Below are 24,852 nucleotides of genomic sequence, written 5' to 3' on the forward strand. Positions count from 1 at the left end.
CAAACAGATTTTTATTTTTTAATCTGTCTACCTTACCGGGAGCATATCATAAAAGTTGGGCTTTTACCTTTGATATAGGTCAAGCATGGAAAAGAAATCTTTTAAAAAGTCATAGAAAAGTCTGACCGTAGGGAGCATTTTGCGTTCTCTTGGAATAATGACCCCGACCGTACGGGTCACCTCAGGCTCAATAACTGGTACCTTAACAGTCGAACGAGGGAATCCATCCACCAAAGTGATTTCTGGAATTAACGTGATTCCAAGACCTGCTGAAACCAATCCTTTTATTGAATCAATATCCACTCCTTCGAAGGAAACCTTCGGCTGGAATCCCAGCTGCTCACAAGCTTGAACGATAATTTTCCGTAATATATATTCCTTTGGAAACACAATGCGAATGGTCTCTTTCATTGGATCAAGGTATTCCTTGATTTCTCGTTGAGCTTCATCAATTACCTTCATCGCTTGTTCCATATGCTCTAGGAACATTTGCCCAATCATGGTAAGTTTGACATTGCGTCCCTCGCGGATGAATAAATTAACACCAAGTTCTTCTTCTAGATTAAAGATTTGCCTGCTTACGGCAGATTGTGCTACGTGCAATGCGGTTGCCGCCTCGGTAACATGTTCACGCTTGGCTACTTCCATAAAGTATTGAATTTGACGTAATTCCAAAGGGCTCACCTCGATCCATCTCATTATGAGATGGATTTCATCTATTATTAGCATTGTTAAGATTATTATTTAATTATAAAATAATTGATATTAATAATCTAATTATTTAAAAAATAATTTCCCATTAAAGAGGTGGATAGCTTGAAAACAATTGAACAGTTAAAACATGATGCGCAAGGCGCTGCACTCCAATATGTGGATGAAGTGTTTAATAAAGTGGTATATAGAAATGCTTATGAATCGGAATTTCACCAAGCAGTCAAGGAAATCTTTGACTCACTAATTCCTGTTTTTGCGAAACACCCAAAATACATCGAGCAAAATATTCTTGAAAGAATCGTAGAGCCTGAAAGAGTCATTTCATTCCGTGTTCCTTGGGTTGATGACAAAGGAAAAGTTCAAGTAAACCGCGGTTTCCGCGTTCAATTTAACAGTGCTATCGGACCTTATAAAGGCGGATTACGTTTCCACCCATCGGTTAATGCCAGCATTATTAAATTCTTAGGTTTTGAGCAAATCTTTAAGAATTCATTAACTGGCCAGCCTATTGGCGGCGGAAAAGGCGGATCTGATTTTGACCCTAAAGGTAAATCAGATGGCGAAATCATGCGCTTTACACAAAGCTTCATGTCCGAGCTATACAGACATATTGGACCTGATGTCGATGTACCAGCTGGAGATATCGGTGTAGGGGCTCGTGAGATTGGTTATATGTTTGGACAATACAAGAAACTTCGCGGTGCCTATGAAGCTGGTGTTCTAACTGGTAAAGGCCTTGGTTATGGCGGCAGCTTAGGCCGTACAGAAGCTACTGGATACGGTACTGTTTACTTTGTAAACGAAATGCTTGCTGACAAAGGTTATAGCTTCAACGGAAGCACAGTTGTCGTTTCTGGTTCAGGGAATGTTTCAATTTATGCGATTGAAAAAGCTACTCAATTAGGCGCAAAAGTTGTTGCCTGCAGTGATTCCAATGGATATGTTTATGATCCATCTGGTATTAAGCTTGAAACGGTAAAACGAATTAAAGAAGTGGAACGCAAGAGAATCAGTGAATATGTACTTGAGCACCCAGAAGCTCAGTACTACGAAGGCTGCTCAGGTATTTGGTCAACTCCATGTGACATTGCTTTACCGTGTGCAACGCAAAATGAAATTGATGAAGCAGCAGCAAAAATCCTCGTTTCTAATGGCGTAAAAGCTGTTGGTGAGGGCGCTAATATGCCATCAACTCTTGAAGCTGTTGAAGTGTTCTTAGAAAATGATATTTTATTTGCGCCAGGGAAAGCAGCAAATGCTGGCGGTGTAGCCGTATCTGCTCTTGAAATGGCACAAAACAGCCAACGACTTTCTTGGACATTTGAAGAAGTTGATGCAAAATTACACCAAATTATGATCAACATCTATCGTAACAGCATGAATGCAGCAGAGGAATATGGCTATCCAGGCAACCTCGTTGTTGGTGCTAATATCGCTGGCTTCTTAAAAGTAGCAGATGCAATGATCGCACAAGGTGTAATTTAACCTGCAAAAAGGGTGCTCCTAACTTGGAGCACCCTTTTTTACAGCCTTTCCAAACATTTCCCCCTTCAATCTTCTTTAATCATCAAACCAACCACAAGTAAAGCTTCTAATGGCAACATAAAAGAAACTATTATTTCTATATAACTTCCTTTGGCTTCTATTAAACTTTTGGCTGCAACTATTTTAAAGAGAGATTCATAGAATGAAAAATTTAAAATAAATTACTACAAACCGATCTTCTAATTCTTACGTTGTTTTATTTATAGGATCTGAAATTAAAAGGAGACTTGATTAATGCAGAATAAGACCGATGCTGAATTAATGCAGCTTATTAAAGAGAAACACCGTCCCGCTCTTGAAGAACTCTATGATCGTTACATAAAGCTTGTCTATTCCTTTATTTTAAAATCAACCAGAGATCAGGAGAAAACGCGAGTGATTGTCCAATTAGTCTTTACTCGCCTTTGGACAACCGTGAATGGCTACGACCACGATAAGGGTCAATTTGTTAATTGGCTCCTAACCATTACTCGAAATATTACAATTGATTACCACCGGAAAGAAAAGAGAGAAAGTGTTTTTACCCCAACCAAACAAGAGCAATTAGAGTTTATTCCTGATAGCTCCCAAAATGGACCCGAGGATATCGTCTCCAGAAAACTAATCCGTGATCAAGTACAAAAAGCCTATCAATATTTATCAAAAAGCCAAATCCAGCTAATTCAATGTTTATATTGGGAAGGATATACTCTTAGTGAAATTGCCGAAATGAATAAGGAACCTATTGGTACAATCAAAAGCAGATTGCATCAAACACTTAAAATATTACGAAATCACTTCGTTGTGGATATGGGGGAATAAAAAATGAGCACACTTAACAGCTGTTCATTTTCTAATGAATTAGTGAGTTTCTTAATTGGAGAAGAATCAAAAGATGAGAGAAATACGTTAAAAGATCATCTAATAAACTGTTCTTCTTGTAGAATCGAACTAGAGGAACTTCAGGAGGCATGGAATTTAATTCCATACAAATTAGACGATGTTGAAGTTCCTTCCGAATTAAAAGTAGAAGTAATGAATCATATTTTCTCAGAAGAAAAAAATCCTTCACCTATTACTAATTCAAAGCAGTCAAAAAAATCAATCTACCAATATAATCTCTATAAATGGGCAGCAGCTGTTTTCTTTTTGGCCTTTGCAGGTGTGTTATGGAGTCATATTTATCATAGTAATCAGTTCCAGGAGGAAACAAAACAAACTCAAGCTCCAACAAAGGTATTACAAGTGTTTGCCTTAAAATCGAACACACCATCAGACACCATCAAACAAGGAAAGGCTTGGCTTTATCAGCAAGGTGACAAAAAACAACTTGTGTTTCAACTGGAGGGGCTTACTGAAACTAAGGGTACTGAAGCTTATCAGGTTTGGTTAATCCGTGAGGGTAAAAGGCGAAGCGCAGGGGTTTTCCATGTAGATAGTCAAGGCAATGGCGTTTTAACCTATGAGTTAAAGGAGAATGAAGAAGTTTTTGAGGCAATTGGGGTCTCACTTGAACCAGATGCCAACGGCACCCAGCCCCGTGGACAAAAAGTATTAGGCACCTAAGAACAAAATGCCGATGATTCAATTTAGGAATCATCGGCATTGTTTATAATTAAAAATTATTATTTAGGTGATGTAATCAACCAGCCTACAGGTGCCCCTCCAACCAGATGCGTTAAGGTTTTCCCTTCGATAACCGATGTCCCATTATTATTGACAATCGAACCATCAGTCTTAACATTATAGTAGATACTTCCTTAATTTATTTCTTTATCTTTATAACTAAATATAAGTGGTTTATTAAATACTCCAATGATTTCGTTTGTTTCCAAATCGATGACACGGAAAGCAAAGTTCATGATAACCTTTTCTCCTGCAGGGACATTTGCTTGGAATTGTTTATTATTCCCTTCAAGGACCTGAAAGAGAACGTCATGATTAAAAGCCCCTTCTGGTACTTGAATTTTTATTCCACTATGGCTTATTTTTTCAGCTTCCCCAGCTTTAATATACTTTTCTACTACAACCTCTTTAAAGCCAAACTGTGTGAAATCTGTAGCTGCTGACACCATACCACCAAAGAAAAACATTGAGATGATTGACAAACCGATGAAGAACTTTAGACGTAACTTCATTCTCTTTCAGCTCCTTTAAATATGCTTTTTTGACTTACACAAAAGGAAACGATGGAATTGACCTATCGGTTTGAGGGAAATTTGAAAATTTTTTTAAACGGCCTTTCAGTAGACGGTCTTATATTAGATTCAGTACCCTTTTGCTGTGTTATAATTAAGAAATGTTCTCTTGTAGAAAAGAGTATTAAAGGAGGGGAATTGAATGGAGATCACTTTACTTTCCATTCTAGGACTAGGATTTGTTCTTGGAATAAAACATGCAATTGAGCCGGACCACGTTATTGCTGTTTCAACCATCGCTAGCCAAAGTAAAAAGCTAATGCGTTCATCCTTAGCAGGTGTATTTTGGGGGATTGGCCATACAGCAACATTATTTATTGTCGGCATCGTACTCATTTTAATGAAAGGTGAAATTCCTGAAAAATGGGCCATGTCATTAGAATTTTTAGTAGGAATTATGTTAGTTTATCTTGGTGTTACTACCATTCTATCCTTTAAAAATATTTATTTACTTAAGCATGAACATGATAGTGAAGTACATAAGCATGTCCATTCACATGGTCATCACAGTACACATGAGCACCGTAATCACCATAAACAAGTTTCCTATCTGAAATCTATGTTTATCGGCTTAGTTCACGGACTTGCTGGAAGCGGAGCAATGATTGTTTTAACAATGAGTACAGTAAATAGTGCTTGGGAAGCAGCTATTTATATCATGATTTTTGGAGCTGGAACCGTAATTGGAATGCTTGTCTTTACTACTATAATTGGAATTCCGTTTGTGTTTAGTGCGAAAAAGTTTAGTCTAAATAAATCTCTTACCCAGGTTACAGGTGTAATTAGTACTGTGTTTGGTATCTACTACATGTACAACTTAGGCGTTACAGAAGGCTTATTTAAACTTTGGATTCAATGATGAATTGAAAATGGACCCGAACATTCGGGTCCATTTTTCTATTTATTCATACTGGCTAGAAATCCGCCCAGCAGGTCATCTAAATCAGGCTCTTCCTCAACCTTTTCTTCTTGTATCAAAGGTTTGGCATTTTCCCAATCAAACTCATCCAAATCATCATCCATATCGGATAGATCGATAGAAGCTGCCATTTCCTCTACAACAGGTTCTTTTACTAGATATGAACTTATATCATGTTTCTCAGGAAATACTTCTTCCTCTTGCAGGTATAGTGCTTCATCAATATCGACCGATTTGCTATTTAAACTTGCGAGCAGAGAAGTAGAACGAACAGGGTCGGTTATCAATTGATAGATAATACTCCCCAACAATGCTTCTGAATGCTCGTGCTTTAACCAGTCACGCTGTGCTTTCGTCAGCATTTTCGGCAGAGGAACGGTTATCATCTCTCGTTCTCTTGCATTTACGTTACCGACACCTTCCATCACAAACTCAGCAATTTTGCTAGAAAAATTTCTTCTTTCAGTTTCCTTTAATTTTTGCAGCTGCTTAATTAAATGGTCAGGTGTGTCAGAAGGGACACGGAAGGAAATTGCCTGTCCACGCTGAATTTCATTTGAACCAGCCTTTTTCATATTATCACCCTATTAATTGGTAACAGGTTTTTTTGTTTGTTCAGGCTTTTGTTTCTCTGATCTTCTGACGAAATCTTGAATGAGTTTATAATAGGCATTTGCCATCATCCAAATACTTTCTTTTTCATCTTCAAAGAAATCAATATTAAAACCATCTAAATTGTTATTTAGGGTTTTTAGATAATCCTTTAAGACTGTTGCTCCACCGCCCACAAAGTAGCAAATCTCTGTTTGTGAGTTCTTTGACCAAACATTTCGTAATAAACGATATTGTTTCTTTGCTAAATCAAGTAGAATGCGGTCTGTGATATCATGAACACTTGTTCTGCTCCCTCTAACCATGATATGGTTACGGTCGTTTTTCTTCGTAATGATTTCAACAACATCGCGACGGCTATCTAATTCTACGCCATGCTTTTTTCTAATCTCTTCACGGATTGCTTCCAATGATTCTGAAACTCCAAGATTAAAACCTTGTGCTTTATCATCATCTACATTGCGGTTTTTAATAACAGCAATATCTGTTGATAAACCGCCGATATCTTGAATAAGAATCCGCTTATCGATTAAGTCTTTATTAATAATTTTCGAATTATTATCCATTACTAGGTTAATAAAAGCCGCAAAACCCTCTGGGTATACCTTAATCTCATCAAACTTGATATTTACCTTTAAACCTTGGTATTTAGGTGTAACGAGAAACTCTACTTGATGGACGGAACCTATTAATTTTGAACGATAGCCGGCATCTTTCCCTTCCTTAACTTCACGAAGAGGGAGGCCCGTTCCAAGTGTATAGTTCGCATCAATGACGTTTTTCGTTTGACGGAAATTATTTTTATTTCCTTCCTTCACAGCATCCAGTGCCAATGTAGTAAAAAGAAGAACTAAGGTTTGGTCTTCTTCGGACTTGCTGCTGCCTGGATCTAGTTCTGTCCCATTAGGGCTTTTAGTTGCAAGATTCCCAACACGGTAAATAGCATTGTTATCCTTCAAAGCAGGGGAGTGTACTCTGACATGAATGCCATCGAGAGGATTTTTGTCATCTAATTCTTCAATTCCAATTACAGGACGGTCTTCTGTATCTCTGGCAATAATATTAGGGATATTAAGTTCATATTCCATTTCTCCAAAAATCGCCTTAATGGAGTCATTTCCAACATCAACGGCTGCAATTCTAGTATTATTCAAAATTGTCATCCTTTCATTCTATTAGTTTAGATGTTAATGAAGATATGTATTTCATTTCTCTAGTCTTAGATTATATGAGATTGATAGATTCTTCAATCATGAAGTATAAAAGAAATCAAAGTGTAAAATTGTAAACAATACGTAATCGTTGTATACAATATTCGTTTACAACGATTACAAACACGTAAACATAGCGTAAAATCAACATGTACACACGTTTGTACACTTGTTTACATTTTTGTAAACACAATGTAAACAACTTTGTAGACATGTACACACTATGCGTAAACACGTAAACGTTTTTTGTAAACAAAAAAATAGACTCTCAATTAAGAGAGTCTATTCCTTTTCGGTACGTTTTTTTCCTTCCTCTGTTACTGCAAAGGTCCGAACCATTTTTTTAATTTTTTCCGGTTTTCTGAATCTTAGTGCAGACCAGTCATCGTCAATGGCAATTTGTCGGACAGGCTCAAAACCTTCTTCAGAGAGCATACCTGTAACAGTATCACGGCTGCAATCTGACCCTTTATAGGTTTTTGAGGTTTTCTTTGGATAACAAAGCCAGAGTAGTCCATCCTTACTAACAAAAGAAACCGCTTTTTTTGCAAGTGTTTGAAGTTCTTGATTACTTGTCCCAAACACTTGTACAAAATCATACTTCTCAAGTTCGGCCTGTTGATGAACCTCCCCTTCAAACGCACACTTAATACTATCATAAGACTTTGGTGCGTTAATCACTAAAACCGGCTGTCCTTGATCCTTAAAATTCAACTTTTTTAATACAGGAGCTGCTTCCGTCATTAATTAATCCTCCTCTCATTCTATATAGTCTCAATCATAGCATATACAAGATTACTGAAAATTATAATAGTAACTCCATCTCCTATTACTTAAATCTATTATCAAAATCTACCTTCACAAAAAAATGCTAGAAATTGGGTATTTCGACTCCCTAAATAAAAAGGAAATTAGGTAATTCGTTCCTCTCTTATATCTGATAATTCTGATATATTGTAATTCTCAAATAATTTTAGGAGTGACGTACATGTTAAAAGTACTATCAAAAACCGGTCTAACTCTAGCATTAGCTGGAAGTATTGTGGCAGCAGGCTTTCAACCTACTGAAGCCCCATACACAACAAAAAGTACATACTCTCTCAGCCCAGCAGAATTCGTTGGAGCTGCTCCAGAACTAGCAGCAAAGGCAAAGGAACTAGGAGTTGATTTATCAAAGGTTGACCCTGCAGAAAAGGCTAATATAGGAACAAAATTCCAGGAGCCTGGCAATAATCACGTAGCGTATAAGGAAGCAACAGGTGATGTACCTGTTCTTGTTATTCTAGCAAAATATAAGACCGGCGATGAACCAGTCGGTGACTTACCTGGACAAGTTCCAGCTCATTACTATGAAGACTTAATTTTCGGTACAGAATATAACCCATACGAGTTGGAATATTTTAAAAAATATGCCCAATACAACGGTGTTCAAGCCCCAACAGATCGTACTATGCAAAATGCTTATAAAGAATCCAGTGATGATAGAATTAATTTAGTTCGCAAAGAAAACACAGAATTTGTTTGGGTAGAACTACCTCATGGTGCTTCATACTATTTAGACCAAGAGGGTAAGTATGCTGAAAATGGCAAATATGTATTAGGAAATGTAAACGGAGATGCGCATACAGGAGAATTCGTCCGAGACCTATTAAAAGCTGCTGACGCACAAGTAGATTTCTCAAAGTATGCTGAAAATGGTGAAGTACCAAACATTTTTGTTGTTCACGAAGGAACAGGAGCAGAATGGAGCCGAGACCCAGCTCAATTCTGGTCTCATAAATGGAGTTTATTAAGTGCCTTATACTATGGTAAATACTATGAAACTGGTAAACCGGCAGATGTACATGCTGGAATGAGTCAAGCTGCTTGGATTGATAAGACTATTACTCAAGATATGACATATGATGGCGTAGTTGTAAACAACTACAATATCCAGCCTGCTATTGGCGGTAATGTTGCTGGCTTTAACGTTGCAACTAACGGATATGATGAAGCATCAAAAACAGGTCCATACCCTGCACAAGCTGGGGTTTATGCACATGAATTTGGACATGCATTAGGACTTCCAGATTTCTATGATACTCTTTATACTTCTGAAGGTGTTGGAAACTACTCGATGATGGCCGGCGGTTCATGGATGCGTTATCCAGACAATAACGCCTACTCTGGTAACTCACCTACTCATTTTGATCCATTCTCTAAGGTTTTCCTTGGCTGGGCAGAACCTATTAATGTAACACCTGCCGATGGTGTCAAAGAGATTACTTTACCGGCTATTAATAATGCGGACGCAACAAATGGAATTGTAAAAATGGAGGTCCCTGGTTCTAACGGAACAGAGTACTTCTTATTTGAAAACGTACAGCAAGATGGTTTTAATAAAGGCTTAATCCGCCAAGGTGCAGATTCTCACGGATTATTAGCATGGCATGTTGACGAAAATATCATTAACTTATATCAAACTGCCGGCTTCCGCCCTAATAACGTTGAAAACTGGATGAACAAGCGGTTCCAGTATAACCAGTCACAAACTGCCAGCAACGGTACTGTTGTTACTCACTACGGATTATCTCTTCTTCAAGCTGATGGATTATATGAATTGGAAAAGAATTTAAACCGCGGTAACGCCGGAGACTTCTTCAAAACAGGCGCGAAGATCACTCCAACTTCTTCTAATGTTCATACTGGTTCCTACTACTTCTGGAAGGGCTATAGCGCTACTCCTGCAGACTCTGGAATCCATGTAAACGATATTAAAGAAAATGCAGATGGTTCTATCACTGCTAAATTCTATTATAATTTTAATGAAGGTACAAAAAAATAGTTTAGGAAAACCTGAGTCCCTTAGGCTCAGGTTTTTTGTCTAATTTTATAAGAATCTTCCTTCTTTTTGTAAAATTAAACCTTATATGGACGAAGAATGTTGTCGATTTTTTAAGTATTTATTCTATTTTTGTATTTAATAAATTTAATATTTACAATATTCAGTGTAAGATATATCATCATATTACACTACTACTCTCTTAGGGACACGAAACTTTTTTTAGAATAGTAGATTTTAATAGTTGTGGGGTGATTTATACATACTGACCAGTTGGTTAAAAGGGGTAAAATAGAAAAGGGAGGTTCTATATGAAGAAGAGAAAAATATTATCCACTGCATTAACTCTTTCTTTAGGACTAGGGTTAGTTAATGCCACTTCAGTTCCACCAAATATTAAAGCTGCTGATTTTGCTTCTAAATTAACATCACATGGTGCCCCAATCGATCTTGGCATTGCCAATGATGAGAGATTAATAGAAATGCTCAAGAAAAATGGCATAATTGCTAAAAATGCTACCCCAGCAGAGGCAGAAAAAGCCTTACAAAAATACCTAAAAGATAAAGCAGCTGGTGCTTCAAAGGAAACTGGTGAGCTTCATAAGCACGAAAAGGAATTACAAAGTACATTAAAAGCCAACCTGGCAAATACAGGCTTAGTTAGTGGCAAAGGCAATAAGCTGGGACAGTCGAGTACAGTTAATCCTGTAAACGAAGAGGTTTGGAATGGAGGTCAACGTATAGATAATGTATTAGTATTACTTATTGAGTATCCAGACTTTCCAGCTGCGAATATTAAATCGGATGAGACCGATATGTTCTACGAGGACTATACAAAACAGCATTATGAAGATATGATTTTTGGTAAAAATGGATATAAGGGACCTAATGGTCAAACACTAATATCGGTTAAACAGTATTATGAACAACAATCCGGTGGCAGCTATAGCATTGATGGTCAAGTTGCAGGATGGTATAAAGCCTCCCAGCCTGCTGCCTATTATGGCGGAAATGATTCAAGTGATAATGACAAAAATCCCCGCGGCCTTGTTAAAGAAGCACTACTAGCTGTTGCAAATGACAAAACTGTAAATCTAAAAAATTATGATAAAGAAGACCGTTATGACTTAGATGGAGACGGAAATCTTCGTGAGCCAGATGGATTAATCGATCATTTAATGATCGTTCATTCTAGCGTTGGTGAAGAAGCAGGCGGGGGTTCCCTAGGAGCTGATGCCATTTGGTCTCACCGATGGGATCTTGGGGCTGTGACGACACTTCCTCGCACAAAGGCAGATGTTCGTTACTGGGGAGGTAATATGGCTGCCTATGACTATACAATTGAACCGGCAGATGGCGCTGCAGGTGTATTTGCCCATGAGTATGGTCATGACCTTGGTCTTCCTGACGAGTATGATACCATCTACTCTGGGGCAGGTGAACCTGTAGAGTATTGGTCCATTATGTCAAGCGGAAGCTGGGCAGGAGATGTTTCCGGAACAGAACCAACTGGATTTAGTCCGTATGCAAGGGAATTTTTACAAGCTTCTATGCCTGGAAGTAACTGGCTAACAGGAACTACCTTAAACCTAAGTGAAGTTACAAGTAAAGGGAAGGAAATCCTTCTTGACCAGGCAAACTCCAAAGGAACAAATAATGACGCTGTACGGATTGATTTACCTGAAAAGGTAACTGTTATAAACACTCCAAAGGACGGTAATTTTGAATATCATGGCGGTAAAGGTGATGAAGCAGATCACACCATGGTAGCTTCACTTGACTTAACAGCGGCGTCTACTGCTACACTTGATTTTGATGCTTGGTACAATATTGAAGAAGATTGGGATTTTGCTATGGTCCAAATATCAACAGATGGTGGCACTTCATGGAAATCCTTATCAACTCCGAATACGAGTTCCTCTTTAGTTGAAGGCGGGTATCCTGCGATTAAAGAAAATCTACCAGGTTACACAGGCACAAGTAATGGCTGGATTCATGAAACAATTAATATAAGCGAATACGCTGGACAAAATATCAAACTTCAATTCCGTTCTATGTCAGATTGGGGTGCGAATTTAGAAGGCTTTTTTGTAGACAATATAAAAGTAACTGCTGATGGAAGCGAAATATTCTTTGATGGCGCTGAAGGAGATTCTAAATTTACTTTTAATGGCTTTAAAAAGGATAGTGGTAAAACTACAGGTACTCACTATTACTTATTAGAATGGAGATCACACAATGGTGTTGATGCAGGTTTAGCACATATCCGTCGTGGTGCAAGCTTAATGAGCTATAACTCAGGATTAGTTGTTTGGTATGTCGATGAAACATATGGTGAAAATTGGACTGGAATACATCCTGGTGACGGGTTTTTAGGAGTTGTTGATGCAGATCAGCATACACTTTCATGGAGCAATAAAGCCCTTGCGTCAACTCGATACCAAGTACATGATGCTGCCTTTAGTCTAACTAAAGCAGATAATATGTTTATTAATTATCCAGGTCAGTTTACTATGACAGATAACTATACTCAACTTAACCCGCTATTCGATGACAGTGCAGACTACAGTAATCCTGGTCTCGTGGACGCAGGACGTAATGTACCAAAGTACGGATTAAAGTTCCGTGTGGTTGGTGAAAGTGCTGATCGTACGGTTGGTAAAGTATTAATCTTTAAATAAACTTAAATGCCTAAATTTAGGTGACTCCGGTGCTTGCCGGAGTCATTTTTTATAATAAAAAAACCGAACAATGACTATTTTAAAGTCATTGTTCGGTCTTAATTATTACTTCTTCTTTGCAGATTTCTCTTTCAAATGTACTTCATAGGAAAAATCTACTGGATTTTTATCATCTGCAGGCGCTGCATAAGAAGTAATCATATAGTTCTTTCCTTCTTGGAATAACTGTCTTAGAGTTAATGCATCCTCTTCAGTTACGTTGAACGGATCAACTGTAATTACCTTGTAGTTTGTTTTCGCACCCTTTTTATTACCAACTTCCTTCTCATTGATAAAAGTTACTGTGTAGTTAACATACTGACCAGCTAACTCTTGGAAGGATTTGAAGTCTTCTGTTGAACTTCCGTCATTTGTATAACCGATTTCTGGAATTTCAATGTTATCAATAAACCAGCCACCGTCAGTGTGACCCCAGTCTGTTAAGTAACGGAAAGAAACCAATACATTTTGACCGGCATAATCACTTAAATCAAACGATTCTTTTTGCCAAGCTTTTATATTACCAGTAAAACCAGGTACGTTTTCTTTAATTTTCGGATAGCCTTCTTCGACAACATCAGTACGCGTATTTTCATTTGATAAGCTCTTCCAAGTCTTACCGCCATCAGTTGATACTTGAACTACCCCGAAATCCCACTGTTCTTCGATATCAAGGTAATTGTCAAAATTTAAAGTTGCTGATTGAACCCCTGATAAATCCGCTTCAAGGACTATTGCATTATCTGCTTCGTCGCCCTGTCCGCCCCATAATACCTTATTCGCAGCATCCTTAGGATCTGCTACAGATGACCATGGAGTTGCTAAGAAATCAACACCATCAAAAGAAATGCTTCTAATCTTATCTTGGAAATCTAATACTTTAAAGTCTCCGCCCCAAGCTGGTACGCCTTCTTTTTCAAATGTTACTGCCTTTTCAAAGTCAACAGTCTTGCCGCGTTTTTCACCTGTTGTAGCATTCACAACTACATCACGGAGATCGATACTGTCAAAATTATATACTCCATTACCTACGCCATCAGAATCTAATGTCAATGCTGTGATAAAGTTTTGGTAAAGTTGTGTAAAGTCCAAATCAGAACCATGTGCTTTTAAGATTTCATTAACACTGTTGATACCTTGTGATTTACTTAGTGCTAGGTCACGAATAAATTCACGTCCAAATTTATCATTCATGTATAAGGTGAATAAGTATACTTGACCATAGTCTGCAATTGTTTCAGGTCCAGTTTTTGTTACACGATGCTCATCCCAGTTTACTAGAGAGTTCTCTGGATGGTCTAGGTAGAAGTTAATCGAACTGTCATCGTGTCCATATCCGCCAAGATATTCAGAGAAAGTAGACATACCTTCATTTATCCATGTTTCCTCTGCACCATCGTTATCAGCATGAATTAAGTGCTGTAACTCATGGATTGTTGTTCCGAAGAATGTAGACTCCAAACGAGTTTCCCAGCTATTTGTATCTATTGTAATGATATTTCTATCAATATAGTTCTCTAGTGTTTGCCAGAAGAAACCAGCAACAAAGAATGGATAAGTAGGGTCCTTATAATTATCATCTTGGATATTATCTACCAACATGATAACCTTATCACTTCCCTCATAGTATCCAACTGGGACATTCTTTCCAGCTAGTGGAGATTTCGATCCATCATGAACATCCGGTGTTCCAAAGAACGCAGTTGCCTTCGGGTAAATATTATTATCAAACTCATCACGAAGTTTATCCGCTTGCTCTTGCGTTACAACATGTGCTGGGCGTGGATCTCCTGCTGGAAATGAGAGGTCATTTGCAACCCAAATTTCAACATTTTCTCCTACACTACGTAGAGTAAATGGTTTGAATTTTAAATTTCTATTTAAAAATTGTTTTACCTGCCCTTCAGTTGGAGCTGTACTGGAAGCACTTGAACTTCCTGACGATTGATCCTCATTAAAATTGATTAGAGCAGCTTGTTCAGCAATCTTCTTTTCAGCTTGCTTTAAGTATGAAGAATCTTTACTAAGTAGATTTAGTTGACCATCAATATCCACTCGATCCCCATAACGCTCTACGTCCCATTTAGGTGCTGTTGCTTCCGCAGCTTCTGCCTTTGAATCGTTAGCTAATGGAGCAAAAAGTGATAGAGCTAATGCACTAGATGATAGAATTGAAAATAATTTTTTCTTTTTCAACTTCTGGTTCCTCCCTTTTATCTCTATTATATGTTTTCCAAATAATAGTAACATAATGAATTTTTAGAATATATAGTTAATTGGATACAAACAACTGATGCTTAAGTTTCAATTTCCCAACCTCTCACATACCCCTTTTTACCTAAAAAAGGAAATATAACTATTCCCGCCGATCTGACAAAAGTACCAAATCTCTATATTAGAATTATTTCCTGGAAATAATTCATAGTTTACTTTTCGCAGCACAACCTAAGAAAAAGGATGTAAACAGGAGGAAGAAATGTGAAAGCAGATGACATTATCATTGCTAGGGAAAAGATGAAGGGGGTTGTCCATACGACACCGCTGGATTATTCAAAAACATTTAGCAGACTCTCTCATAATGAAGTATATTTAAAGCTTGAAAACCTCCAGAAAACAGGGTCCTTTAAAGCGAGAGGGTCTTATAATAAACTCATATCTCTATCGCAGGAAGAGCTGCAAAAGGGTGTTGTAGCTGCCTCTGCAGGCAACCATGCACAGGGTGTAGCTTATTCAAGTCAAATGCTAGGCGTAAACTGTACAATTGTGATGCCTAAAGGAGCGCCTCTTAGTAAGGTCCTGGCAACGAAGCAGTATGGAGCGGAGGTACTCTTAGAAGGGGCTACATTTGACGATGCCCTTGCCTATGCTCTAGAGCTAAAAGAGCAGAGAGACGCCACTTTTATTCATGCGTTTGATGATGAAGCTGTCATTGCAGGCCAGGGGACAGTTGGGTTAGAGATACTTGACCAGCTAGAAGACGTAGAGGCTATTATTTGCCCTGTAGGAGGCGGAGGACTCATTGCGGGAGTTGCACTCGCCGTGAAGGAGAAAAACCCAAAAATCGCCGTATATGGAGTTCAGGCGCTTGCCTGCCCAAGCATGAAAACATCTCTAAAAGAAGAGCAACCTATTTTAATTGAATCCACTCCAACGATGGCAGATGGAATTGCTGTTAAGAAACCAGGACAGAGAACATTCGAACTCGTACAAAAATATGTGGATGATATTTATTGTGTCGACGAAATGGAAATAGCAAGAACGATGCTCATGCTTTTAGAGAGAAATAAACTGTTAGTAGAGGGATCTGGTGCATGTTCACTTTCATCGCTTCTATATGAAAAAGTAAAATTAAGAGAAAAAAAAGTGGTTGCTGTTTTAAGCGGCGGCAATGTCGATATGAATTTTATCTCTAGGATTATTGAACGCGGCTTAGTTGAGTCAGGAAGGTATGCAACGTTTAACATTACACTAAGGGATAAACCTGGTGAACTCCAAAAAGTATTAAGCTCCTTAACAGACCTAGACGCTAACATTCAATCCGTTAATCTCAATCGAATTGGCAAAAATATTTATCCCGGATATGCAGGGTTGGAAATTTCTGTGGAAACAAAAAACAATGACCATATCGATACGCTTTATAAGGTTCTTAAGGAAAAAAACTATATACTAGAAACCAATCAATTCTAACAAAAATCAAAAAAGAAGAGTGTTGAATAATCCAACACTCTTCTTTTTGTACTAAGCAGGGTTCGTATCTGGCTCTTCTCCAGATTTAACTTTCTTCTTTTTCTTTTCACCACTTGTCACTAGAGATTCCTTACCAAATTCTTTTAGTATTGAAATTGTCATAGCAATCAGGATGAAGGTCAATGGAAAGGCGCTCACAATAATCGCAGTCTGCATAGCGTTAAGCCCGCCAGAAAGCATTAACACCACAGCTGAAGCAGAAAGAAAAAGGCCCCAGGTGACTTTCACTACGTTAGGTGGATTTAGCTCACCATGAGTCGTTTGCATGCCCAGTACAAAGGTGGCTGAATCAGCCGAAGTAACGAAAAAGGTAGAGATTAATAAAAGTGTTACTACTACTAAAACACCCGTAAAGGGCAAGAGGTCATATACTGCGTACAACGCTGTTTCAAGACTTTCACCGGCAATATTCGTACCTTTAAAAAAGTCAAAATAAATAGCGGTCCCTCCAAAAACACTAAACCAGAATGCACATACAAGGGTGGGGATCACCAGAACTGCAATCATAAACTCACGAACTGTTCTTCCTTTGGAGACCCTGGCAATAAAGGTACCGACAAATGGGGCCCATGCTATCCACCAAGCCCAGTAAAAAATTGTCCAATCTTTAATCCATGTTGCCTGTTCTTTATTAAAAGGGGTCAATCTTAATCCCATACTTGGCAAGTTTTGAATATAGCTCCCTAATGTTGTTGTAAACAATTCAAGCACAAATCCTGTTGGACCCAAAAATAAGATGGCAGAGAGGATAATAACTGCTAACACTAGATTAGCGTTACTTAAAAATGATATCCCCTTTTTAAGACCTGTACTAGCAGAAAGCAGAAATAACACTGTTACAATGACTATAATAATAAGCTGAATTGTAAATTTGTTTGGTATTGCTGGAAAGACATAGTGCAGTCCGCCATTTATTTGTGCTGCTCCTAAACCCAAAGAAGCTGCCACACCAAATATTGTCGCAAACACCGCAATTACATCAATAATCGTTCCAATGATTCCAGTTGCCCGCTTTCCCAACAAAGGTATTAAGGTGACGCTCATCAATCCCGGCTGTTTTTTTCGAAATTTGTAGTAGGCTAGGACAAGTGCTATAACCGAATAGATCGCCCAGGCATGGAATCCCCAATGAAGATAGGTATATCGTAAAGCAACTTTGGCTGATTCACCTGTACCCCCCTCACCAATAGGAGGGGTCATAAAATGTGATATTGGTTCAGATACACCGAAAAAGAGTAAACCTATCCCCATTCCTGCACTAAACAACATTGCAAACCAAGTGCTATTTTTGAATTCGGGTTTATCAGAATCAGCACCTAATTTAATATTTCCATACTTGCTAAAAATCAAGAAAACTGCAAATAACAAAAAGAAGGTAGCTGATAACTGATAAAACCATCCAAATGTGTCTAAAAAGAAAGCCTTTGTTTCATCCATGACTTCACCCAATTGAACTGGGGCTATCATTCCCCAGATGACAAATGCACTTGCAATAACAAGGGATATCCAAAATACATTCGATACCTTATCCAATAATTCCAACTCCCTATATAAATTCAAATGAGATAATGTTACTCTTCCCCGGAATATAGGAAAAGATGATAAATTGTATTGATTGCACTCTAAGTATCCTTGACGCAAAAAATCCTTACTTTTGTTTAAGTAAGGAATTTTTGTGTTTGTTTTATTTAAACGTATTTATTTTTGTTTTAGTTCATTTTGATATCTTTCAAGTTCCTTTTCCGTACAACGGACAAAGTGACCTGGTGTAACTTCTCTTAGCGCAAATTCACCATCTGTATCGTGTACAGTTGGATCATATGCGATACGTTTACGCGTGCGCTCGTATCTTGGATCTGGAAGAGGAATAGCAGATAACAATGATTTAGTATAAGGATGAATTGGATTATTGTATAATTCATCACTTTCTGCTAGTTCAACCAAGTTCCCCATATACATAACGCCAATTCGATCTGAAATATATTTAACCATTGATAGATCATGAGCGATAAACAAGTATGTTAATCCACGTTCTTTTTGAAGCTTCTTAAGCAGATTGACTACCTGTGCTTGAATAGACACATCAAGTGCAGAGATAGGCTCATCGGCGATGATAAATTCAGGATCAACCGCTAATGCTCTGGCAATACCAATCCTTTGTCTTTGCCCGCCGCTAAATTCATGTGGAAAACGAGTAGCATGCTCTTTATTTAAACCAACAGCTTCTAGTAATTCCTCCACTTTCGCTTTACGCTCTGCATCATTTTTTACTAGTTTGTGAACGTCTAGACCTTCAGCAATGATATCCAATACTGTCATCCTAGGATTTAAGGAAGAAGACGGATCCTGGAAAATCATTTGAATTTTACGATTAAACTTAAGCAGTTCCGATTTATTTTTCTTGCCGTGAACATCTTCACCAGCAAATTTAACTTCGCCGCCTGTCGCATCATAAAGTCTGATGATGGTTCTGCCAGTTGTAGACTTTCCACAGCCAGACTCCCCAACTAGACCAAAGGTTTCACCTTTATATACATCAAAGCTAACACCATCAACTGCCTTGATGGTATTCTTTTTACCTACAGCAAAATGCTTTTGTAAGTTTTTTACCTCAAGTAGCTTTTCTCTTGTCACCGTTTTCCACCGCCTTTAGTACCTGTTTGAGCAAAACCTTGCATTCTGTGTTTAACAGCATCAGGCGGCTCAATTTTAGGCGCATCCGGGTGCAGAAGCCAAGTTGCTGCATAATGTGTGTCTGAAACCTTAAACATCGGCGGTTCCATGACCGTATCAATTTCTAAAGCAAATTGATTTCTAGCTGCAAACGCATCCCCTACAGGAGGTGTAAGCATGTTTGGAGGGCTTCCTGGAATGGCAAAAAGCTCCTCGTCACTGCTATCTAATGTAGGCATTGAGCCTATCAATCCCCAAGTATATGGGTGCTTAGGATTGTAGAAAATATCATCTACTGTCCCAATTTCTACGATTTTTCCAGCATACATTACTGCTACACGATCTGCCACATTTGCCACAACACCAAGGTCATGCGTGATAAAAATAATCGCACTATCAGTTTTCTGCTGGATACTCTTCATCAACTCTAAGATTTGTGCTTGAATGGTTACGTCTAATGCAGTGGTAGGTTCGTCCGCAATTAGAATCTTGGGATTACATGCTAATGCAATCGCTACCACCACACGTTGACGCATACCGCCTGAAAATTGATGAGGATATTGGTCTATACGTACATCCGGTCTTGGAATTCCAACAAGCGTTAGAAGCTCAAGAGCCGTTTTTCTTGCTTCTTGTTTGCTCATATTTTGGTGCTTGATTAGACCTTCCATAATCTGATTTCCAATTTTCATTGTCGGATTTAAAGAGGACATTGGATCTTGGAAAACCATTGAAATGTCTTTACCACGAATTTTTTGCATTTGCTTGCTTGTTTTCTTGGCAAGGTCAACTCCCTCAAGAAGGATTTGACCTTCTTTAATATAGCCATGCGGCTCAGGAAGAAGTCTCATGATCGCATTAGAGGTTACTGATTTTCCAGATCCAGATTCACCAACTATAGCCAATGTTTCACCTTTATTTAAATCGAAGGTAACACCTCGAACAGCATGCACTTCACCATTGTAGGTGTTAAATGATACTTTTAAATCTTTGACTTCTAATAATTTACTCATTTATTAAACACCTACCTTTCTATTTATGCATTTTAGGATCAAATGCATCTCTCAAACCATCACCAACAATATTAAATGCAATCATAAGTACAGAGATTACAATTGCTGGGTACACGAGCATAAATGGATAAAGTCTCAGATTGTCAAACCCAAGATCAATTAAAGAACCCAGTGAAGCATCTGGAGGAACAATACCTAATCCAATAAAGCTTAAGAATGCTTCAAAAAAGATAGCTCCTGGAACTGAAAACATCGTGTTAATAATGATAATCCCACTGATATTTGGAACCAAGTGTTTTCTAATGATCGTACCATTAGATGTTCCTAATGTTCTTGAAGCCAAAACAAACTCTTGGTTTTTTAGCTTTAAAACTTCACCACGAACAATCCGAGACATACCAATCCAGCCAGTGATCGATAACGCAATGACAATCGAAATAATACCTGGCTTAAGAACAAGCATCATTAATAGAATTATAACTAGGTTAGGAATACCTACCAAAATCTCAGCAATACGCTGCATAACATTGTCGACTCTTCCTCCATAAAATCCGGAGATACCACCGTATGCGACCCCAATAACAAGGTCAAGTACTGCGGCAACAAAAGCAATGATAAGAGAAACCCTCGTACCTAGCCAAAGTCTTGTCCATTGGTCACGACCTAAGGCATCACTGCCAAACCAGAAATAAGTATCTTTCATATCTTTCGCTTCATAAATATGATAGGTTGCTTTTACTTCTGCAGAATTTTTGGTACCGTCACCTTTATTAAGGACTTTAATATCAATAAAATCTTCTTTATTACCAAATCTCGCATTTGCTTTAGCAGTAGCCTGCTGAACATCTTTCCCTTGGAAAGTTCCAGATAATGTTCCATTCATCCCAAGCCAAGAGACATTCTCTAGAACTGGTACACGAGGAGGCATTTTTGCTCTTTTTAAATCCTGATCATCTGAACCAAAATCGTTCATCCAAGGACCAATAATACTCATGATAATAATAAACAGGATAAGAATCATGCTGAAAACAGCAGGCTTATTACCTAAAAGTGTTCTTTTCGCATCTTGAAAAAACGTTCTGCTTGGAGCTGATATTTTTTCACTCGTATCCTCTTTGCGTACAAGAGGAACAAATAACTCTTTTGGTATATTATTATTCAGGTTGTTTTTTTCCATTTTATTTACCTCCTGCTAGTCTAATCCTAGGATCAATCAATCCATATAGGAGGTCAATGAGTAAGATAATCACAATAAATCCGAAAGCAAATAATAGTGTTGTACCCATAATGGTTGGATAATCATTTACCATAACAGATGTAACGAATTGCTCACCAATACCAGGAATCGCAAAAATTTGTTCAATAACCATAGAACCTGTCATCAAACCAACTGCCATTGGACCCAATACAGTAATTAACGGAATGAGTGCATTACGCAATCCATGTTTTAATATAATTCCAGTTTCAGAAACACCTTTAGCACGTGCAGTTGTGATGTAATTGGAATGTAACACTTCTACCATTTCAGTTCTTGTAAAACGTGCAGCCGTTGCCATCGGGTGAATGGCCAAAGCAATCGTCGGTAAAATGGTATGTGCTGATGTGCCCCATAGAGCTACAGGGAACCAGCCTAATTTTACAGCAAATATATATTGCAATAACCCTGCAAATACAAACGAAGGTATCGACGTTCCTATAACTGCGATAATAGTCGATGAAAAATCGATAGGACTATTACGGAAGATCGAGGCTAATAATCCTAAGATAATTCCCAAGATAGAGCCTACCACCAATGCCTGAAAGCCCAATAGCGCAGATGGCCCAATTCTGTCCATTAGTATTGTTGTAACAGGTGTATTATCAAACTTAAATGAAACGCCCAAATCACCTTTAACAAGTCCGCCAAGATATTTAGCATATTGAACGGGAACTGGTTCATTTAACCCGTATTTTTCTAAAATAATTGCCTTTTGCTCTTCACTTAATTTATCTTCTGCCTGTAAAGGGCTGCCCGGCAATATTTTCATAAGAAAGAATGAAAACGTCGCAATAATAAATAGCGTTATTAACATATACCATACGCGACGGAGTAAATATCGAGTCATGCTGCACCTCCTAAATTTCTCTTTATTATATGTTATATCGAGTCGATTATAAATTTTTGTTATAATCGGAATATTCATACTCATAAGCCGAAAGAGAGTATATGCATAAAATGCATACACTCCCTTCAATTTTTATAATAGTATTTTTCATACTATTTTTTTACTGATTATTATTCTTCTGCACCAACGCTAGCCCACTTGTATTCGTAAGTTGCTCCGAATGCGTTTGTGAACACACCTTGTACTTTTGGAGAAACTAATAGAGCTGATGCTCTTTGATATACAGGAGCAATTGCTGCATCTTCAAATAAGATTTTTTCTGCTTTTAAGAAGTTTTTATTACGTGCTTCTGCATCTTGAGCTAAAGTTGTTGCTGTTTCATTTACTAACTTATCATATTCTGGGTTAGTGTAGCCCATTTTGTTGTTTCCGCCATCAGTTAACCAAAGATTCATATAAGTATATGGATCAAGGAAGTCTGGTCCCCATCCTGCAAACTGCATGTCATAATCCATAGCCGTGTCTAATTCTAGACGTTGCTCAAATGGTACTTCTTTTAAAGTAACCTTTAAACCAGGAAGGTTAGTAGATAATTGGTTTGCAAGGTATTGGTTCATCATTTTAGAAACTTCTGTGTCGCCGCCTAGGAATTCAACTTCTACTGTATCAGTTCCTAGTTCTTTTTTAGCTTGTTCCCAGAACTTTTGTGCTGCTTTAACATCAAATTTTACAAGATCTCCACTTACTTCGCGGAAATCTTTACCATCAGGAGTTGAAACGAAATCTTTTGGAACTAAACCGTTAGCAACGATAGAACCGTTATTTAAGATTTCATCTACTAATGCTTCCTTATCAAATGCTCTAGAGATTGCTTTACGTACGTTTGCGTTCTTAAGAGCTGGATTTCTAGTTTGGTTCATCTTGATATAGAATACCGAAGTATCAGGCTCAACTGTATAATCATCATGAGTTGAGTATTGGTCAACTAGGTCAGATGATAAACCAGCACGGTCAACTTCACCTTTTTCATATAAATCAACAGCTGTTTGTGATTCTTTAACAACAACGTAAGTCATTTTTTCTAATTTTACAGTTTTTGCATCCCAGTAATCTGAGTTCTTAACTAATTCCCACTTTTGAGCAGTACTAGTCCAGTCAGAGAACTTGAATGGTCCGTTAGATAATAGTGTATCAGCGCTAGTAGCGAATGTATCACCTTTTTCTTCAACGAACTTTTGGTTCAATGGTAAGAAAGTACCGAAAGTTGTTAAAGATTCAAAGTATGGAGTTGCATTTTCGAGTTCAACAACTAGTTTGAAATCGCCGTCAGCTTTAACACCTAATTGATCAACAGGGACTTCACCTTTGTTTACAGCAGTTGCGTTTTTGATAACGCCGCCCATCATGTATGGACCATATTCAGATCCAGTTGCTGGGTCAACAGCACGCTGCCATGCATAAACGAAATCGTTAGCGGTTACAGGATCACCATTTGACCACTTAGCATCTTCACGTAAAGTAAATGTCCAAGTTTTACCATCTTCACTTACTTCATGCTTTGTTGCAATACCTTCACTAACCTGACCTTTTTCGTCAAGACGATATAGACCTTCCATTGTAGCACCCAAGAATTGGAATGCATACTCATCAGTCCCTAATGATGGGTCCATAGATGGAATAGTGTCACCATTAATAAAGTTTAATGTTTGTTCTACTTTTGGAGCATCTTCTGCTGGTTTCTTATCATCATCAGCAGTTTCCTTGTTGCCTGAACATGCTGCTAAGAACATGCTAAGTACAAGGCTTAGAGCTAAAAGCCATGAATACTTTTTCTTCATAAAAAAATGACCTCCTATTGTTTTATTTTTCTGTCAATTCGCTCTTAAAAAAGAAGCTAAAGAAATCATACTATTTTTCTACTACTCTTGTAAAGACTAAATATATAAAAGAGTCAAAAAATTATTATATCATTATAGATTACAATAACATTACAGTTGATATATCAATACTTCTTGTCAGATTATTTAACAAAAAAATTATTCTAAAATTAGAATGCGCTTTCTTAATATTTAGGAGAAATTGGATAAAGTATACTTTGTCAGCATATTAGGTTAAAATACCCTTATTCTTTATTACATGTGTAAAATAATATTTTAAAGATAAGGTGAAAGTAATGTTTAAAAATAAATGGAAGTTTTTCTTACTCAATCTTTTAATTATCCTTTTGATCTTCTTTATTTTTTCATCAACCTATAATCTCTTGAACTTTATCAATTCAGTATTCTATCTTAGTTTTTTTTATCTCATCACAGTATTATTTATGTACACGGCAAAAGGCGGTTTTTTTGACGGTGTTACCTTCGGCTTTAGAAGATTCAATACGCTCATGTTCAAAAAGAACGATTATTTAGAAGACTGGCGTGAAAAACCATTGCCTTCGGAAAAGTTTAACGCTTCTCTCTATCAACGTCTCAAATTCCAAACTATTTCATTGCTCTTGCTACTTACTATCTTACTATTCCTTTACTATGTAATCTAAAATATGGTCATACTTAACTTGTCGGAAAATTAAGTTTACTTTATCTAAGGGAGAGG

At 37.7% G+C, this 24,852-nt stretch carries 20 protein-coding genes; 8 read left to right on the plus strand and 12 right to left on the minus strand.

Annotated elements, in window-relative coordinates; translation table 11 throughout:
* Nucleotides 1–63: 63 nt before the first annotated feature.
* The gene (locus tag QNH29_RS29845) at nucleotides 64–675 is read right to left on the minus strand and encodes a LysR family transcriptional regulator (RefSeq protein ID WP_283862846.1); all 612 of its coding nucleotides are present in this window, start codon (nucleotides 673–675) and stop codon (nucleotides 64–66) included.
* Between the two features lie 141 nt (nucleotides 676–816).
* Here QNH29_RS29845 and gdhA point away from each other — a divergent pair, with 141 nt between their 5' ends.
* From gdhA to QNH29_RS29860, 3 genes are all read left to right on the plus strand, one after another.
* Nucleotides 817–2,199: an NADP-specific glutamate dehydrogenase gene (gdhA, locus tag QNH29_RS29850; protein ID WP_283862847.1), complete on the plus strand. Its 1,383-nt coding sequence runs from the start codon at nucleotides 817–819 to the stop codon at nucleotides 2,197–2,199.
* A gap of 294 nt (nucleotides 2,200–2,493) precedes the next feature.
* Complete coding sequence (locus QNH29_RS29855; RefSeq protein ID WP_283862848.1) at nucleotides 2,494–3,060, plus strand: RNA polymerase sigma factor; 567 nt, start codon at nucleotides 2,494–2,496, stop codon at nucleotides 3,058–3,060.
* A gap of 3 nt (nucleotides 3,061–3,063) precedes the next feature.
* Nucleotides 3,064–3,804 (plus strand): anti-sigma factor, encoded by a 741-nt coding sequence (locus QNH29_RS29860; RefSeq protein ID WP_283862849.1) that lies wholly within the window; start codon nucleotides 3,064–3,066, stop codon nucleotides 3,802–3,804.
* A gap of 194 nt (nucleotides 3,805–3,998) precedes the next feature.
* Here the strand turns inward: QNH29_RS29860 and QNH29_RS29865 are convergent, their stop codons facing one another.
* Nucleotides 3,999–4,376: a hypothetical protein gene (locus QNH29_RS29865; protein WP_283862850.1), complete on the minus strand. Its 378-nt coding sequence runs from the start codon at nucleotides 4,374–4,376 to the stop codon at nucleotides 3,999–4,001.
* 202 nt (nucleotides 4,377–4,578) lie between these two features.
* On the opposite strand from QNH29_RS29865, the gene QNH29_RS29870 reads away from it, so the two are divergent.
* The gene (locus QNH29_RS29870; RefSeq protein ID WP_283862851.1) at nucleotides 4,579–5,295 is read left to right on the plus strand and encodes a HoxN/HupN/NixA family nickel/cobalt transporter; all 717 of its coding nucleotides are present in this window, start codon (nucleotides 4,579–4,581) and stop codon (nucleotides 5,293–5,295) included.
* A 38-nt stretch (nucleotides 5,296–5,333) separates the two neighbouring features.
* Here the strand turns inward: QNH29_RS29870 and QNH29_RS29875 are convergent, their stop codons facing one another.
* The 3 genes from QNH29_RS29875 to QNH29_RS29885 all read right to left on the minus strand — a co-directional run bounded on the left by QNH29_RS29875 (nucleotide 5,334) and on the right by QNH29_RS29885 (nucleotide 7,922).
* Nucleotides 5,334–5,930, minus strand: a complete 597-nt coding sequence (locus tag QNH29_RS29875) for a hypothetical protein (protein WP_283862852.1) — start codon at nucleotides 5,928–5,930, stop codon at nucleotides 5,334–5,336.
* Between the two features lie 12 nt (nucleotides 5,931–5,942).
* On the minus strand, nucleotides 5,943–7,121 hold the full coding sequence (locus QNH29_RS29880) for a ParM/StbA family protein (protein WP_283862853.1): 1,179 nt from the start codon (nucleotides 7,119–7,121) through the stop codon (nucleotides 5,943–5,945).
* A 339-nt stretch (nucleotides 7,122–7,460) separates the two neighbouring features.
* A complete protein-coding gene (locus QNH29_RS29885; protein WP_283862854.1) occupies nucleotides 7,461–7,922 on the minus strand; it encodes a DUF3052 domain-containing protein in 462 nt (153 codons plus the stop codon).
* Between the two features lie 244 nt (nucleotides 7,923–8,166).
* On the opposite strand from QNH29_RS29885, the gene QNH29_RS29890 reads away from it, so the two are divergent.
* Nucleotides 8,167–10,002, plus strand: a complete 1,836-nt coding sequence (locus QNH29_RS29890) for a M6 family metalloprotease domain-containing protein (RefSeq protein WP_283862855.1) — start codon at nucleotides 8,167–8,169, stop codon at nucleotides 10,000–10,002.
* Nucleotides 10,003–10,310: 308 nt separating this feature from the next.
* Nucleotides 10,311–12,680: an immune inhibitor A domain-containing protein gene (locus QNH29_RS29895; RefSeq protein WP_283862856.1), complete on the plus strand. Its 2,370-nt coding sequence runs from the start codon at nucleotides 10,311–10,313 to the stop codon at nucleotides 12,678–12,680.
* 105 nt (nucleotides 12,681–12,785) lie between these two features.
* Here the strand turns inward: QNH29_RS29895 and QNH29_RS29900 are convergent, their stop codons facing one another.
* On the minus strand, nucleotides 12,786–14,915 hold the full coding sequence (locus tag QNH29_RS29900) for a M6 family metallopeptidase (RefSeq protein WP_283862857.1): 2,130 nt from the start codon (nucleotides 14,913–14,915) through the stop codon (nucleotides 12,786–12,788).
* 318 nt (nucleotides 14,916–15,233) lie between these two features.
* On the opposite strand from QNH29_RS29900, the gene ilvA reads away from it, so the two are divergent.
* Nucleotides 15,234–16,406: a threonine ammonia-lyase gene (gene ilvA, locus QNH29_RS29905; protein ID WP_283865785.1), complete on the plus strand. Its 1,173-nt coding sequence runs from the start codon at nucleotides 15,234–15,236 to the stop codon at nucleotides 16,404–16,406.
* A gap of 51 nt (nucleotides 16,407–16,457) precedes the next feature.
* On the opposite strand, the gene QNH29_RS29910 is transcribed toward ilvA, so the two are convergent.
* The 6 genes from QNH29_RS29910 to QNH29_RS29935 form a co-directional block, all read right to left on the minus strand.
* A complete protein-coding gene (locus QNH29_RS29910; protein ID WP_283862858.1) occupies nucleotides 16,458–17,999 on the minus strand; it encodes a glycine betaine uptake BCCT transporter in 1,542 nt (513 codons plus the stop codon).
* A gap of 165 nt (nucleotides 18,000–18,164) precedes the next feature.
* On the minus strand, nucleotides 18,165–19,100 hold the full coding sequence (locus QNH29_RS29915; protein WP_283862859.1) for an ABC transporter ATP-binding protein: 936 nt from the start codon (nucleotides 19,098–19,100) through the stop codon (nucleotides 18,165–18,167).
* On the minus strand, nucleotides 19,097–20,152 hold the full coding sequence (locus QNH29_RS29920; protein ID WP_283862860.1) for an ABC transporter ATP-binding protein: 1,056 nt from the start codon (nucleotides 20,150–20,152) through the stop codon (nucleotides 19,097–19,099). Before QNH29_RS29920 ends, QNH29_RS29915 begins: the two co-directional genes overlap by 4 nt.
* A gap of 19 nt (nucleotides 20,153–20,171) precedes the next feature.
* Nucleotides 20,172–21,329: an oligopeptide ABC transporter permease gene (opp3C, locus tag QNH29_RS29925; protein ID WP_283862861.1), complete on the minus strand. Its 1,158-nt coding sequence runs from the start codon at nucleotides 21,327–21,329 to the stop codon at nucleotides 20,172–20,174.
* A gap of 1 nt (nucleotide 21,330) precedes the next feature.
* Entirely contained in the window at nucleotides 21,331–22,257 is a 927-nt protein-coding gene (opp3b, locus tag QNH29_RS29930; RefSeq protein WP_283862862.1) for an oligopeptide ABC transporter permease, read from the minus strand.
* Nucleotides 22,258–22,427: 170 nt separating this feature from the next.
* Nucleotides 22,428–24,095 (minus strand): peptide ABC transporter substrate-binding protein, encoded by a 1,668-nt coding sequence (locus tag QNH29_RS29935; RefSeq protein ID WP_283862863.1) that lies wholly within the window; start codon nucleotides 24,093–24,095, stop codon nucleotides 22,428–22,430.
* A 335-nt stretch (nucleotides 24,096–24,430) separates the two neighbouring features.
* Here QNH29_RS29935 and QNH29_RS29940 point away from each other — a divergent pair, with 335 nt between their 5' ends.
* On the plus strand, nucleotides 24,431–24,796 hold the full coding sequence (locus QNH29_RS29940; RefSeq protein ID WP_283862864.1) for a DUF3899 domain-containing protein: 366 nt from the start codon (nucleotides 24,431–24,433) through the stop codon (nucleotides 24,794–24,796).
* Nucleotides 24,797–24,852 lie beyond the last annotated feature (56 nt).

This window comes from Neobacillus sp. DY30 (assembly GCF_030123065.1).
GTDB lineage: Bacteria > Bacillota > Bacilli > Bacillales > Cytobacillaceae > Neobacillus.

Excerpts from the sequence above, each read along its gene's own strand:
- QNH29_RS29855 (WP_283862848.1), top strand. The coding sequence starts at position 2,494 with ATGCAGAATAAGACCGATGCTGAATTAATGCAGCTTATTAAAGAGAAA.
- QNH29_RS29860 (WP_283862849.1), top strand. The coding sequence starts at position 3,064 with ATGAGCACACTTAACAGCTGTTCATTTTCTAATGAATTAGTGAGTTTC.
- QNH29_RS29865 (WP_283862850.1), bottom strand. The coding sequence starts at position 4,376 with ATGAAGTTACGTCTAAAGTTCTTCATCGGTTTGTCAATCATCTCAATG.
- QNH29_RS29870 (WP_283862851.1), top strand. The coding sequence starts at position 4,579 with ATGGAGATCACTTTACTTTCCATTCTAGGACTAGGATTTGTTCTTGGA.
- QNH29_RS29875 (WP_283862852.1), bottom strand. The coding sequence starts at position 5,930 with ATGAAAAAGGCTGGTTCAAATGAAATTCAGCGTGGACAGGCAATTTCC.
- QNH29_RS29885 (WP_283862854.1), bottom strand. The coding sequence starts at position 7,922 with ATGACGGAAGCAGCTCCTGTATTAAAAAAGTTGAATTTTAAGGATCAA.
- QNH29_RS29890 (WP_283862855.1), top strand. The coding sequence starts at position 8,167 with ATGTTAAAAGTACTATCAAAAACCGGTCTAACTCTAGCATTAGCTGGA.
- QNH29_RS29895 (WP_283862856.1), top strand. The coding sequence starts at position 10,311 with ATGAAGAAGAGAAAAATATTATCCACTGCATTAACTCTTTCTTTAGGA.
- ilvA (WP_283865785.1), top strand. The coding sequence starts at position 15,234 with ATGAAGGGGGTTGTCCATACGACACCGCTGGATTATTCAAAAACATTT.
- QNH29_RS29920 (WP_283862860.1), bottom strand. The coding sequence starts at position 20,152 with ATGAGTAAATTATTAGAAGTCAAAGATTTAAAAGTATCATTTAACACC.
- opp3C (WP_283862861.1), bottom strand. The coding sequence starts at position 21,329 with ATGGAAAAAAACAACCTGAATAATAATATACCAAAAGAGTTATTTGTT.
- opp3b (WP_283862862.1), bottom strand. The coding sequence starts at position 22,257 with ATGACTCGATATTTACTCCGTCGCGTATGGTATATGTTAATAACGCTA.
- QNH29_RS29935 (WP_283862863.1), bottom strand. The coding sequence starts at position 24,095 with ATGAAGAAAAAGTATTCATGGCTTTTAGCTCTAAGCCTTGTACTTAGC.
- QNH29_RS29940 (WP_283862864.1), top strand. The coding sequence starts at position 24,431 with ATGTTTAAAAATAAATGGAAGTTTTTCTTACTCAATCTTTTAATTATC.